The 12,964-nt window shown below is 60.4% G+C and carries 12 protein-coding genes; 5 read left to right on the top strand and 7 right to left on the bottom strand.

The genetic code is table 11. The features are described from left to right. Positions 1-156 precede the first annotated feature (156 nt). The 4 genes from QF010_RS20275 to QF010_RS20260 form a co-directional block, all read right to left on the bottom strand. Entirely contained in the window at positions 157-807 is a 651-nt protein-coding gene (locus QF010_RS20275) for a C40 family peptidase (RefSeq protein WP_033055863.1), read from the bottom strand. Positions 808-1,021: 214 nt separating this feature from the next. Further along, positions 1,022-1,726, bottom strand: coding sequence for a DnaA regulatory inactivator Hda (hda, locus tag QF010_RS20270; RefSeq protein WP_008148645.1), 705 nt, complete (start codon positions 1,724-1,726; stop codon positions 1,022-1,024). Between the two features lie 242 nt (positions 1,727-1,968). After that, positions 1,969-3,030 (bottom strand): AI-2E family transporter, encoded by a 1,062-nt coding sequence (locus QF010_RS20265; RefSeq protein ID WP_033055864.1) that lies wholly within the window; start codon positions 3,028-3,030, stop codon positions 1,969-1,971. 38 nt (positions 3,031-3,068) lie between these two features. Beyond that, entirely contained in the window at positions 3,069-4,127 is a 1,059-nt protein-coding gene (locus tag QF010_RS20260) for a DUF2066 domain-containing protein (RefSeq protein WP_429533788.1), read from the bottom strand. 382 nt (positions 4,128-4,509) lie between these two features. On the opposite strand from QF010_RS20260, the gene purM reads away from it, so the two are divergent. From purM to QF010_RS20245, 3 genes are read left to right on the top strand one after another with little or no spacing between them, the layout of a single operon-like run. Continuing rightward, positions 4,510-5,568 carry a phosphoribosylformylglycinamidine cyclo-ligase gene (gene purM / locus QF010_RS20255; RefSeq protein ID WP_429512411.1) on the top strand — a complete coding sequence of 353 codons (1,059 nt, stop codon included), beginning with the start codon at positions 4,510-4,512 and terminating at the stop codon, positions 5,566-5,568. Next, the gene (gene purN, locus QF010_RS20250) at positions 5,568-6,218 is read left to right on the top strand and encodes a phosphoribosylglycinamide formyltransferase (RefSeq protein ID WP_033055867.1); all 651 of its coding nucleotides are present in this window, start codon (positions 5,568-5,570) and stop codon (positions 6,216-6,218) included. The genes purM and purN overlap by 1 nt, the downstream gene beginning before the upstream one ends. 8 nt (positions 6,219-6,226) lie before the next feature. Continuing rightward, a complete protein-coding gene (locus QF010_RS20245; protein WP_033055868.1) occupies positions 6,227-6,940 on the top strand; it encodes a DUF3108 domain-containing protein in 714 nt (237 codons plus the stop codon). A 62-nt stretch (positions 6,941-7,002) separates the two neighbouring features. On the opposite strand, the gene QF010_RS20240 is transcribed toward QF010_RS20245, so the two are convergent. From QF010_RS20240 to QF010_RS20230, 3 genes are all read right to left on the bottom strand, one after another. Next, positions 7,003-8,181 (bottom strand): trans-sulfuration enzyme family protein, encoded by a 1,179-nt coding sequence (locus QF010_RS20240; protein WP_033055870.1) that lies wholly within the window; start codon positions 8,179-8,181, stop codon positions 7,003-7,005. Beyond that, a complete protein-coding gene (locus QF010_RS20235; RefSeq protein ID WP_429533787.1) occupies positions 8,178-9,554 on the bottom strand; it encodes a pyridoxal-phosphate dependent enzyme in 1,377 nt (458 codons plus the stop codon). The genes QF010_RS20240 and QF010_RS20235 overlap by 4 nt, the downstream gene beginning before the upstream one ends. 168 nt (positions 9,555-9,722) lie before the next feature. After that, on the bottom strand, positions 9,723-11,348 hold the full coding sequence (locus QF010_RS20230; RefSeq protein ID WP_033055874.1) for a methyl-accepting chemotaxis protein: 1,626 nt from the start codon (positions 11,346-11,348) through the stop codon (positions 9,723-9,725). A gap of 252 nt (positions 11,349-11,600) precedes the next feature. On the opposite strand from QF010_RS20230, the gene QF010_RS20225 reads away from it, so the two are divergent. After that, entirely contained in the window at positions 11,601-12,017 is a 417-nt protein-coding gene (locus tag QF010_RS20225; RefSeq protein ID WP_429533786.1) for an OsmC family protein, read from the top strand. A gap of 61 nt (positions 12,018-12,078) precedes the next feature. Further along, positions 12,079-12,951, top strand: coding sequence for a pirin family protein (locus QF010_RS20220; RefSeq protein ID WP_429533785.1), 873 nt, complete (start codon positions 12,079-12,081; stop codon positions 12,949-12,951). Positions 12,952-12,964 lie beyond the last annotated feature (13 nt).

The following is a 12,964-nucleotide window of genomic DNA, read 5'->3' as shown; positions in this document are numbered from 1 at the left end:
ATCCTGATCTGGCTGCGGCTTTTTCTGCAGGGGGCGCAGAAAAGAAAACCGCCTGCGCAGGACGCAGGCGGTTTGCCATCAATAATAGATCAGGATTCTAGCTGCTACGCGGCAAACTTCAAGTAAGACTTTAAGTTCACCTTACAAATAGTCCGCTTACTTGCGAGCCGTGACGATCGTAGGGGTCGCAGCCGGTGCCATCGCGAGTGCACGCTTGGCTTCGATGAAGGTTTTGCTCCAGTAGCTGTCGCCCAGGCTATCGATCCGGACACCACCACTGCGGCGGCTGCTGGAATGGATGAACTGGTTGTCACCCAGGTAGATCCCGGCGTGACTGACGCGACCGCGACGGCCATTGGTGGCGAAAAACAGCAAGTCGCCCGGCTCCAGTTTGCCGCGAGAAACCAGCGGAGCGTCGACGTTGATCATTTCGCGGGTGGAGCGTGGCAGGTTCAGGCCGGCTTCTTCCCGAAACAGGTAACCGATGAAGCCGCTGCAATCAAAGCCAGCTTCGGAGGTGCCGCCGAAACGGTAACGGGTACCGATCAGGGACATGCCGCGTTCGAGGATGCTGTCGGCCAGAACCGGAAGCTGGTACGACTTGCCGCCGGCGAAGTCTGCCAGTTCTTTTTCGGTGGCCGCTTCTTCCTGTTCCAGCGCTTGCTGGTAAAGAACGGAAGATTGGGCGGTAGCAGAATTTTTAGCCTGCTGTTGTTGCTCTTGCTGGGACACTGGAGAGTGGGCAGCGCAACCGAACAACAGGGTGACGAGTGCGAGGGGCACGAGGGGTGCAAAGCGATTTAGCATGGGCACGACCGTGGCTGATAGTTCTAAAGAAGCCGAGACTATGCCTACTATCATCCTCATTTGCAAATTCAATCGAACTTTATGTGACTTCTTGGTTTCGCGTTTACATCTAAGCGCTTAAGCCCGTTTTAGACACTCGCGCAGCCTGCAACCCTGTAGGAAAGCGGTTTTTCTGGCGCCTGAAATATGCCAAAACCCGCTACAGGCCTTGGTTTTACCAGCCCAGGGTTTCTTTCAGGAAGGGGATCGTCAGCTTGCGCTGAGCTTGAAGGGAGGCCTGATCGAGACGCTCAAGCAGCTCGAAAAGTGCACTCATGCTGCGCGTACCGCGGGTCAAAATAAAATGCCCGACTTCATCGGTCAGGTGCAGACCGCGACGAGATGCGCGCAGTTGCAAGGCACGCAATTTGTCTTCGTCGGAGAGCGGACGCATCTGAAAGATCAGTGCCAATGTCAGACGGGATTTGAGGTCCGCCAGCTTCACCGGCAGTTCACGAGGTGATGTAGACGCGGCAATCAGCAGGCGTCGACCGCTGTCACGCAGACGGTTGAACAGATGGAACAGCGCCTCTTCCCAATCCGCCCGACCGGCCACCGCCTGCAAATCATCCAGGCAGACCAGCTCGTACTGTTCGAGGTTGTCGAGAATGGCGATGCCGCGATCAAGCAGTTCGGCCAACGGCAAATACACCGCTGGCTCCCCCAGTTGCTCGAAGCGCAGGCAGGCCGCCTGCAACAAGTGCGTACGCCCTACCCCGTCCTTGCCCCAGAGATAAATCAGGCTTTCGGTCCACCCGGCGTCGGCTTCGCATAGCCGCTCGACATAGCCGAGTGCAGCGGCATTGGCGCCTGGATAGTAATTGATAAAGGTAGCGTCATCACGCAGACGCACACCTAGGGGCAGCTGAATCGGTTTCATGCTGACTGAACAGTTCCAAAGGAACCGTTAGTGGCCTCTGTGTAAAGTTTGCGAAGTTTATACCCGTGAGGCGGGTCGCACAATGCGACAGACCACAAGCAAAATCAAAGGTTTGCGTTAACACACTGGTTTTATGGCAGTTTCTTTGGCGGCGCATGTGACAGCCGCACGAGGGATTCGGGCCAACCTGGCATGGAACCAGGCTGCCCGTTACCAACCCTCAACAGATCTTAGCGCTCAGGCTAGTCGGCACCGCTGTACATATCCGAATCTTTATACAAATCATGCACATGGCGCACCAGCACCATAATAACCGCCGCCACCGGCAGCGCCAGCAACACGCCGGTAAATCCGAACAGCTCGCCCCCCGCCAGAATCGCGAAGATCACCGCTACCGGGTGTAGACCGATCTTGTCCCCCACCAACAATGGCGTCAGCACCATGCCTTCCAGCGCCTGCCCCACCATGAACACCACGACGATTCCGATCATGGGATACAGATCGCCACCGAACTGGAACAGACCGGCAATCAAGGCCGCGCCGATCCCGATGACAAATCCCATGTACGGAACAATCGCCGCCAGACCGGCAATCAAACCGATCAACAGCCCCAGCTCCAGCCCTACCAACATCAGGCCCGCCGCGTAGATCACACCCAACGCCACCATCACCAGCAACTGTCCGCGCACGAATGCACCCAGCACTTCATGGCATTCACCCGCCAGGATCACGGCGCGCTCTTCGCGGTCACGGGGCAGCAGGCCGCGGATCTTGGCCATCATCAGGTCCCAGTCCCGCAGCAAATAGAAGACCACCACCGGGATCAGCACCAGATTCGCCAACCAACCGATCAGCGCCAGCCCGGACGCCGTCGCCTGACTCAGTACGATCCCGACAATGTCAGTGGTCTGGCCCATGTGCTCGCTGATTGCTGCCTTGAGCTTGTCGAACTTCCAGAAGTTATCCGAGAGCCCGAATTTCGATTGCGCCCACGGCAGTGCGGTGTGCTGCAACCAGTCGAGCATCTGCGGCGCCAATTCGTACAAGCGAAACAGCTGCTTGGCGAGCATCGGCACCAACACCAGCAGCAAGGTCGTGAAGATCAGGGTGAACAGCGCAAACACTGCCACCACGCCCCAGGTCCGAGACAGACCGGCCTTCTCCAGCCGATCCACCAATGGATCGAACAGATAAGCCAACAGCAGCGCCACCAGAAATGGCGTCAGGATCGGATGCAACAGCCAGATAAACGCGCAGAGTAGGATCACCCCACCCAACCAAAACCAACGCCGCGTATCGGCCATGTACAACTCCCTATGCATCTATATAAAGAAAGAAAACCTTACCAACGGAATCGCAGCTGCGGCACATGTGCCGGAGTCGGCGCTACTACCGGTGCCGAACCCTCGGCCGGCTGAGCCGGTGCGACGGGCGCCGGCGCTTCACCGGCCGGAACTTCCTGCAACCTGGCCAGCGCCAATTGCGCCTTCAACTGTTCGGCACTGCCATTGACGCGGTAGAGAATCCGGTCGCCGTCGACACTTTGCAGACGCGCACCAAACGGCTCCAGCAAACGCCCAAGCGCCGCGTAGTGCTCCAGGTTCATGCCCTGCACTTCGAGCAATTGTTCGCCCGAAGCACCCGGCTTGACGACAAAGCGAGGCGCCAGGCGCTCACTGACTGCCAGCATCACCGCATCGGCCACCGCGGCCTGATCCGCGCCCTGCACGCTGCCCGCCTCCTTCTTGTCGCCGAGCCACAAATGCCACTTGGCCTGCCACTGTCCGCCCTCTTCACGGGCATGCACCGCGAGCAAGGCGTCAGCGTTGTAACGCTCCGATACCCCGCGCAGTGGCGCCGCATCCGTACCTTCCAGATTCGGTGCAGTGGCGACAATCTGCTCACTCAGATCGGCCAGCGGCAGGCGCAGCGGCAAACCACGGTGTTGCGCTGCTCGACGCAACGGTGCAGCACTGGCCTGGCCATCGCCGACCAGGCTCGAACCCTCGGTGGAATCGTTCAGCCACCAGCCAAGGATCGAAGGCCGGTTCGCCCCCCACAACGACAGTCCGGCACGGCGCAACGCCTGCTCCGTGGTGGCCGGATCGAAATCGACCTTCAGCACTTCCGGCGGGCCAGCATCAAAGCCGTACTGACTGATGATTTGCTGCGGGTCCTTGCGCAGTGCCGCCAACCCCGGGTTTTGCGCAGCCTTGGGATCACCGGTCAGACGCAACACCAACGTATCCAGCGCTTGCTGGGTCGCTTGATCGCGCACTTCCGGGGTTTGACCACTGACAGGCTGACGCACCTGATACAGGTTTTTGACGGTTTCGGCATGACTCGCCAGGCTGACCAATGACAAACAGCCTGCAAACAAAAATCTGGAAAAAAAACGCATGGAGGATTCCTGACGACAAGAGCGGCTGGAACAGGCCGCGTGAACCGGATTGAGCAAGGCTGTGACCACGCCCCCAAGCAAAACATTCACCTGACCCTGGTAAGTTTTTGCACTGTCATAACGATAGACGGTTAATAGCGATACCTTATACAGCCATGAAGGAGGCGACCAGCACGGGCAATGAAGGTTTTTTTAAGCGGATATGCCCCTGCCGTCGGCCTGAGGATGGCCGCTGCCCCTCAAGCCTGATAAAATCGCGCGCCTTCGCAGACCGGCAACAGCCGGGCACCCTGAAATTCGCGGATGGCAATCGCCTTCGTCATTTTCGGTGGTCCCACTGGACTCGGTCGTTACCCCTGAATCCCCCCTAAAGGCCTGGATCATGAGCAAGCAACCCTCCCTGAGCTACAAGGACGCCGGTGTAGACATCGACGCCGGTGAAGCATTGGTCGAACGCATCAAGAGCGTCGCCAAGCGCACTGCGCGCCCGGAAGTCATGGGCGGCCTGGGCGGTTTTGGCGCCCTCTGCGAAATCCCGGCCGGCTACAAACAGCCCGTGCTGGTTTCCGGCACCGACGGCGTCGGCACCAAGCTGCGCCTGGCACTGAACCTGAACAAGCACGACAGCATCGGCATCGACCTGGTTGCCATGTGCGTGAACGACCTGGTGGTCTGCGGCGCCGAGCCGCTGTTCTTCCTCGACTACTATGCCACCGGCAAACTCAACGTCGAAACCGCGACCCAGGTCGTGACCGGCATTGGCGCTGGCTGTGAATTGTCCGGCTGCTCCCTGGTTGGCGGCGAGACCGCTGAAATGCCTGGCATGTACGAAGGCGAAGACTACGACCTGGCCGGCTTCTGCGTCGGCGTCGTGGAAAAATCCGAAATCATCGACGGTTCCAAAGTCGCTGCCGGCGATGCCCTGCTCGCCCTGCCGTCTTCCGGCCCGCACTCCAACGGCTACTCGCTGATCCGCAAGATCATCGAAGTGTCCGGTGCCGACATCGAAAACATCCAGCTCGACGGCAAACCGCTGACCGACCTGCTGATGGCCCCGACCCGTATCTACGTGAAGCCGCTGCTCAAGCTGATCAAGGAAACCGGCGCCGTCAAAGCCATGGCCCACATCACCGGTGGTGGCCTGCTGGACAACATCCCGCGCGTTCTGCCAAATGGCGCACAAGCCGTGGTTGACGTTGCGAGCTGGACCCGTCCTGCCGTGTTCGACTGGCTGCAAGAGAAAGGCAACGTCGACGAAAACGAAATGCACCGCGTACTGAACTGCGGCGTGGGCATGGTCATCTGCGTTGCTCAAGAGCACGTTGAAACCGCCCTGAACGTCCTGCGCGAAGCCGGCGAGCAGCCTTGGGTCATCGGTCAGATCTCCACCGCTGCCGAAGGCGCGGCTCAGGTTGAACTGAAGAACCTCAAGGCTCATTGATGTCCCAGACCTGTGATGTGGTGGTGCTGTTGTCCGGCACCGGCAGTAACTTGCAGGCCTTGATCGACAGCACGCGGACGGGCGACAGCCCGGCCCGCATCGCTGCGGTGATTTCCAACCGCGCCGACGCCTTCGGCCTGCAACGCGCCAGGGACGCTGGTATCGACACCCGCACCCTGGATCACAAGGCTTTCGAAGGCCGCGAGGCCTTCGATGCCGCGCTGATCGAACTGATCGACGCGTTCAACCCCAAACTCGTGGTACTGGCCGGGTTCATGCGCATTCTCAGCGCTGACTTCGTGCGCCACTACGCGGGTCGCCTGCTCAATATCCATCCCTCGCTGCTACCCAAATACAAAGGGTTACACACGCATCAGCGCGCGCTGGAAGCCGGCGACACCGAGCACGGCTGCTCCGTGCACTTCGTCACCGAGGAACTCGATGGCGGACCACTGGTCGTACAGGCAGTAATACCGGTAGAGTTGCACGATTCGCCGCAGAGTCTGGCGCAGCGAGTTCATACCCAGGAACACCTGATTTACCCGCTGGCTGTACGCTGGTTTGCCGAAGGTCGTTTATCACTCGGCGAGCAAGGTGCTTTACTGGATGGAAAGTTACTCGCGGCCAGCGGCCACTTGATTCGAACCTAGGAGATTTTATGCGTCGCGCCCTGCTCTTCGCTTGCGCTCTGCTCGCACTGCCATTTGCGCAGGCTGCAGAACTTCAACCTTTCTCCGCCAGCTACACCGCTGACTGGAAGCAGTTGCCCATGAGCGGTACCGCTGAACGCAGCCTGACGAAACAAGCCAACGGCGCCTGGAAGCTCAGCTTCAAGGCCTCGATGATGATCGCCAGCCTGACCGAAGAAAGCACCCTGACGCTGGACAAGGACACCATGCTGCCGCAGTCCTACCACTTCGAACGTGGCGGCCTGGGTAAAGCCAAGAAGGCTGACCTGGATTTCGACTGGACCAACAAAATGATCACCGGCACCGATCGCGGTGACCCGGTCAAGATCCCGCTCAACCGCGGCATGGTCGACAAATCCACTTATCAGCTCGCCCTGCAGCACGACGTGGCCGCTGGCAAGAAAAGCATGAGCTATCAGGTCGTCGACGCTGGCGAAGTCGATACCTATGATTTCCGCGTGCTGGGTTCGGAAAAGGTCGACACCAAGGCTGGCCAGATCGATGCAATCAAGGTCGAGCGCGTGCGCGACCCGACGCAAAGCAAGCGCATCACTGTCCTGTGGTTCGCCAAGGATTGGGATTACCTACTGGTTCGTCTGCAACAGGTTGAAACCGACGGCAAGGAGTACAACATCATGCTCCTCGACGGTACGGTCAACGGCAAGGCTGTCAAAGGCAGCTGATCCGGCTCACACAAAAATCCGGAATCCGATAAGGGTTCCGGATTTTTTTTGCCTGCTGAAATTCAGATCCGCGCCAGCGCCTGTGCCAGGTCGGCGCGCAGGTCTTCGACATCCTCAACCCCCACGGACAACCGTACCAACGCATCGCCGATGCCGAGTTGCGCACGAGTCTCCGCAGGGATAGTGGCGTGGGTCATGATCGCCGGGTGCTCGATCAGACTTTCCACCCCGCCAAGGCTCTCGGCCAAGGCAAAGATCCGCACATTCTCGAGAAAGCGCGTGGCACCGGCCAGGTCGCTGTCCAGGTCGAGGGAAATCATCCCGCCGAAACCGCGCATCTGCCGCTGCGCCAGGTCGTGCTGCGGGTGCGACGGCAGGCCCGGATAATAGACGCGCGCCACCTGCGGCTGACGCTCCAGCCATTGCGCCAGATCCAGCGCGTTGTTGCAGTGGCGTTCCATGCGCAGCGCCAGGGTCTTAACACCGCGCAGGGTGAGGAAAGCGTCGAACGGCCCGGCGATCGCGCCGACTGCGTTTTGCAGGAAGCCCAGACGCTCCGCCAGGTCTGCGTTTTGTCCGACCACCGCGATGCCGCCGATCACGTCGGAATGCCCGTTCAGGTACTTGGTGGTCGAGTGCAACACGATGTCGAAGCCCATCTCCAGCGGACGCTGTATCCAGGGGCTGGCAAAGGTGTTGTCGGCGACACAAATGATGCCTCGCTGGCGGCAGATGCGCGCGATGGCAACGAGGTCGGTGAGGCGCAGCAAAGGATTGCTCGGCGTCTCGACCATGACCATCCGAGTGTCGTCCTGCAGCGCCGCTTCGAAAGCCGACAAATCAGTCAGGTCGACAAAGCTGAAGCGATGCCCGGCGCTGCGCCGGCGCACCTTGTCGAACAGGCGGAAAGTACCGCCGTACAGGTCGTTGCCGGAGACGATGTGCGAATCAGCATCGAGCAATTCGAGCACGGTGGAAATCGTCGCCAGCCCGGAAGCGAACGCGAAGGCCCGGGTGCCGCCTTCGAGGTCCGCAACGCAACGCTCCAGCGCAAAGCGCGTCGGGTTGTGCGAGCGCCCGTAGTCGAACCCCTTGTGCACTCCGGGGCTCTGCTGCAAATAAGTGGAGTTGGCGTAAATCGGCGGCATCAGCGCCCCGGTGGTAGGGTCGGGTGTTTGCCCGGCATGGATCACACGGGTGGCGAAGGCACGTGGCACAGCGTTTTCGTCGTGTTGACTCATGTAAGGGATCTCCGTAGGTGAATGAGCATGTCGACTCGAGTAATCAAGCCGTAGAAGCCCGAAGCGTCGGCGATGATCGCCACCAGCCCACGGTCGAGCTCCGCTTGTAGTTCAGCCAGACTGGCGCTTGGAGGCAGGGTTTGCAGCTTGTCGGTCATCGCGCTGGCCACGCTCATGCGAAAGTGCGAAGCATCTTCTTGCATGCCCAGCAGAATGTCGGATTCGTCGATCACGCCGACCAGCCGCTGCCCGCCCTCCAGCACCGGCAGTTGCGAGACATCCGCCAGGCGCATGCGCTGGAACGCAGTGAGCAGCGTATCGTCCGGGCCCACGCTGATCACCCGGCCATCCTCGAAGCGCCGTGAGATCAGGTCGCGCAGATCGCCGTAATGTTTGTACTGCAACAGGCCCTGATCGTTCATCCACTGGTCGTTGTAGACCTTCGACAGATAGCGCGTGCCGGTGTCGCAGACGAAGCTGACAACCCGCTTCGGCTCGGTCTGCTCGCGGCAATAGCGCAGCGCCGCCGCCAGCAGAGTGCCGGTCGAAGAGCCGCCGAGTATGCCTTCGGCGCGCAGCAGTTGGCGGGCATGATCGAAGCTTTCCTCATCGCTTATCGAGTAGGCGTGGCGCACGCTGGACAGGTCGGCAATCGACGGAATGAAGTCCTCGCCGATCCCCTCCACTGCCCAGGAACCGGGCGTGCTCATGGTGCCGCTGCGGCTGTATTCGGCCATCACCGAGCCGACCGGGTCGGCCAGTACCATGACCAGATCCGGTTGCACGCGGCGAAAGAACCGAGTCAGACCGGTCAACGTGCCGGCCGAGCCGACGCCGACGACGATGGCGTCCACATCATGCTGAGTCTGCGCCCAGATCTCCGGCGCGGTGCTGCACTCGTGGGCCAGCGGGTTGGCCGGGTTGTTGAATTGATCGGCGAAGAACGCGTCGGGGATTTCCTGCGCCAGCCGCGCCGCAACGTCCTGGTAGTAATCGGGGTGGCCCTTGCCGACGTCGGAGCGGGTGATGTGCACCTCGGCGCCCATCGCCTTGAGGTGCAAGACCTTCTCGGTGGACATCTTGTCCGGCACCACCAACACCACTCGGTAACCCTTGGCACGGCCGACCAGGGCGAGGCCAAGGCCGGTGTTGCCGGCGGTGGCCTCGACGATGGTGCCGCCGGGGCGCAGGCTGCCATCGCGCTCGGCGGCGTCGATCATCGCCAGGCCGATGCGATCCTTGATTGAGCCGCCGGGGTTCTGCGATTCGAGCTTGAGAAACAGCGTGCACGGGCCGGTATCGAAACGGCTGACGCGCACCAGCGGCGTATTGCCGATCAGTTCGAGTACGGCGGGTCGGGAGTCGGTGGGCATGTCGTCACCTCGCTACGTAAATCAGCACTGGATGGACAGCGACCGGCGTCGAATCATTGCGCGCCAGTCGCGGCAAAGTATCGCTTGGACCATAGGCCGGGATGGCGCCACCCGCAACCTTGCACAGCCAGCCGGTAGCATCGCCGGAACGACAAAGCCGCTCGGTGCTCAGACCGAGAACCGTGCCACCATCGTGTTCAAATCGACCGCCAACCGAGACAGTTCCTGGCTCGCCGCACTGGTTTGATTCGCCCCGGCCGACGTCTGCAACGCAAGATCGCGAATGTTCATCAGGTTGCGATCCACCTCTCGCGCGACAGCCGCTTGCTCCTCCGAGGCACTGGCGATCACCAGGTTGCGTTCATTGATCAGGGTAAACGCCGAGGCGATTTCCTCCAGCGCCGTGCCCGCTGCTTTCGCCACTTCCAGGGTCGAACGCGCCCGCGTATTGCTCTGCTGCATCGAGCTGACCGCAGCATCGGTGCCTTGCTGGATGCCAGTCATCATCTGCTCGATTTCCTGGGTCGATTGCTGAGTCCGGTGCGCCAGCGCCCGCACTTCATCGGCCACCACCGCAAACCCGCGCCCGGCACTCCCGGCCCGCGCCGCTTCGATGGCCGCGTTCAGGGCCAGCAAGTTCGTCTGCTCGGCAATCGAGCGAATCACCTCCAGGACTTTGCTGATGCCATAGACTTTCTGCGCCAGGTCCTCGACCTGGGTCGCATTGGCCGTGACATCGTCGGCCAGGGATTCGATGGACAACACGGTCTGATGCACCTGCTCGCGACCGTGCTGGGCGATCCGGTCGGACTCCCGAGACGCTTCGGACGTGGCCACCGCATTGCTCGCGACCTCCTCCACCGCCGCAGTCATCTGATTCACCGCCGTGGCGGCCTGGTCGATTTCCAGGCTCTGCTGATGCAGACCCCGGGTGGCCTCTTCGGTCACACAACTGAGTTCTTCCGACGCAGAGGCCAATTGGGTGGATGAGTCGGAAATACGCCGCAGGGTTTCGCGCAAACTCCCCTGCATGCTCTTGAGGGCGTGCAACAGCCGCGCCGGCTCGTCTTTGCCGCTGATGCTGATGACACCGGTGAGATCGCCGCCAGCCACCCCTTCAGCCACCTTCAACGATTGGGAAAGCGGCACGACGATGCTGCGAGTCAGCAGCAGCGCAAGACCGATGGTCATCAGCGCCGTCATGCCGATCATCACCCCGACCCAGACCCGCGAACGGCTGAACACTTGGCGCCCCGCCTCCGTCGCCAGGTTAGCGTTGTGCTTGTTCAGTTCGACCAATGCCTTGAGGGTAACGTTGATTTCATCGGCCAACGGACTCATCTCGCCATTGAGGATAGCGGCCGCCTCTTCCACCCGTCCCTGGGCAGACAGCGTCATCACCTGCGTCTGGAACTGCAGGAAGTGTTGCTCCGAGGCTTTGAAGCGGTCGAACAGCACACGTTCTTCGGGCAGCACGATCAGCGCGTCATACCGCTGCTGAGGCTCATCCATGGTGCCTTTGAGTTCGTTGAGTTTGCTGACGTTTTGCATCAGCACCTGCGGGTCCCGATTGAGCAGCAGACGCATAGTCAATGCCCGCAGCCGCAGCGTGTCCTGATTCATCTCCCCGACCGCCATCACACTCGGCAGCCAGTTGTCATCGACCTGATCGGACTGCGCGCGCATGTTCGACATTTGCAGCAGGGCGAACGCCCCCAATCCAAACACCATCAACGCCAGCAAGCCAAAACCCAGACCCGCGCGCGGCGCAATATTGAGACTTCTGATACTCATTGCTCTGGTTCCTTCCAAAAGTGCTGCATCACCCTGCAGTGGGTTGCTTAAGAAGGTATCGGCCCGGATAAATTTTGCGTAAGACGAAAACGTGATATCAAAACGCCTCAACTGCTTCGATCGCCGAGCGGTAACGATTCAGTGCTCGGGAATGGGCGAGCAAGAAAGTGGAACGCGTAACAGGAGCAATGCTCTATACCTTCAAGGTCTTTTTTGATCGAATGACTTTTCCTGTTGCCTGCGAGGTTTCCCATGACTGTCACCGTCAATACCGTTTCCGCCGAAGGTTTTCGCCACAGCGTCCAGATCGATGACCATCAAATTTTTGCCGACGTACCGACATCCATCGGCGGCGAAGGCTCGGCGCCCGAGCCGCACGATTACTTCGACGCGGCCCTGGGTGCCTGCAAGGCCCTGACCCTGAAGATGTACGCGAAGAAGAAAGACATCCCGCTGACCGGTGTCACCGTTGAAGTCAAACGTGACAACAGCGAAGAGCAGAAAGGTAAATATGCCCTGCACGTCAAACTGACACTCAAAGGTGTGCTCACCGACGCTCAGCGCGATGAGCTGCACCGCGTGGCCGACCGTTGCCCGGTCCACAAGTTGATGACGACCACCGACGTCAGCATCGAAACGCACCTGTCTGAAGGTGCCTTCAGCCAATAGCGGCAAGGGCTGCGCAAGCGGGTTATGCTCCACGCATTACCCGCTCAGCCTGGAATGCAGCATGAACACTCCGCTCGTGATCCGCCCCCGCGCCGAAGATGTCGAAGGCCAGCCGATTCTCCGCCCGCTGCCGTCAGCCAAATGCCGCAGCGTCGGGCCTTTCGTGTTTTTCGACCACATGCTCGAAACCCGCTATGAGGCGGGAAAAGGCATGAACATCCGTCAGCATCCGCACATTGGTCTGTCGACCCTCACGTACTTGTTCGAAGGAAAAATCCAGCACAAGGACAGCCTCGGTTCCGATCAGGTGGTGGAGGCTGGCGATGTCAGCTGGATGACGGCGGGCAGCGCAATTGCCCATGTCGAGCGCACGCCTGATGCGTTGAAGGACAGCGGCTTCACGATGCATGGTTTGCAGATTTGGCTGGCCTCGCCAAAAGATAAAGAGCACGGCCCCGGACACTACAGCCACCATCCGGCGGCCACGCTACCGGTCAGCGATAACCTAGGGGTGAAGATCCGGATGATTGCCGGGTCAGGTTTTTGCCTGGAATCACCGGTCCCGGTGCTTTCTCCTACGCTGTATGCCGAATTGAACCTGCAAACGGCGACCACATTGCTGATTCCAACCGAGCATGAAGAGCGGGCGTTGTATGTGCTGGACGGCGAGGTGCAACTGGATGGCGAGCTGATAGAACCGCATTCGCTGGTGGTGTTGCCGGTCGGGGAAGAGATGACGCTGTTCGCTGAAAGCGACTGTCATGCCGTGCTGTTTGGAGGTGCGCCGCTGGATGGGCCACGGCGGATCAACTGGAACTTCGTGGCGAGCGATCCGGCGTTGATCGATGAAGCGCGGCGACGCTGGGCGGCCGGGGATTGGCCGACGGTGCCGGGGGAAAGCGAGCGGATCGAATTGCCTCAGCTTTTTCGGTAACCATTACACCGTC

Source organism: Pseudomonas silensiensis, from assembly GCF_050434865.1.
Taxonomy (GTDB): domain Bacteria; phylum Pseudomonadota; class Gammaproteobacteria; order Pseudomonadales; family Pseudomonadaceae; genus Aquipseudomonas; species Aquipseudomonas fluorescens_W.
This window is presented reverse-complemented; position numbering and strand designations above follow the sequence as displayed.

Excerpts from the sequence above, each read along its gene's own strand:
- QF010_RS20275 (WP_033055863.1), bottom strand. The coding sequence starts at position 807 with ATGCTAAATCGCTTTGCACCCCTCGTGCCCCTCGCACTCGTCACCCTG.
- hda (WP_008148645.1), bottom strand. The coding sequence starts at position 1,726 with ATGAAACCGATTCAGCTGCCCCTAGGTGTGCGTCTGCGTGATGACGCT.
- QF010_RS20265 (WP_033055864.1), bottom strand. The coding sequence starts at position 3,030 with ATGGCCGATACGCGGCGTTGGTTTTGGTTGGGTGGGGTGATCCTACTC.
- QF010_RS20260 (WP_429533788.1), bottom strand. The coding sequence starts at position 4,127 with ATGCGTTTTTTTTCCAGATTTTTGTTTGCAGGCTGTTTGTCATTGGTC.
- purM (WP_429512411.1), top strand. The coding sequence starts at position 4,510 with ATGAGCAAGCAACCCTCCCTGAGCTACAAGGACGCCGGTGTAGACATC.
- purN (WP_033055867.1), top strand. The coding sequence starts at position 5,568 with ATGTCCCAGACCTGTGATGTGGTGGTGCTGTTGTCCGGCACCGGCAGT.
- QF010_RS20245 (WP_033055868.1), top strand. The coding sequence starts at position 6,227 with ATGCGTCGCGCCCTGCTCTTCGCTTGCGCTCTGCTCGCACTGCCATTT.
- QF010_RS20240 (WP_033055870.1), bottom strand. The coding sequence starts at position 8,181 with ATGAGTCAACACGACGAAAACGCTGTGCCACGTGCCTTCGCCACCCGT.
- QF010_RS20235 (WP_429533787.1), bottom strand. The coding sequence starts at position 9,554 with ATGCCCACCGACTCCCGACCCGCCGTACTCGAACTGATCGGCAATACG.
- QF010_RS20230 (WP_033055874.1), bottom strand. The coding sequence starts at position 11,348 with ATGAGTATCAGAAGTCTCAATATTGCGCCGCGCGCGGGTCTGGGTTTT.
- QF010_RS20225 (WP_429533786.1), top strand. The coding sequence starts at position 11,601 with ATGACTGTCACCGTCAATACCGTTTCCGCCGAAGGTTTTCGCCACAGC.
- QF010_RS20220 (WP_429533785.1), top strand. The coding sequence starts at position 12,079 with ATGAACACTCCGCTCGTGATCCGCCCCCGCGCCGAAGATGTCGAAGGC.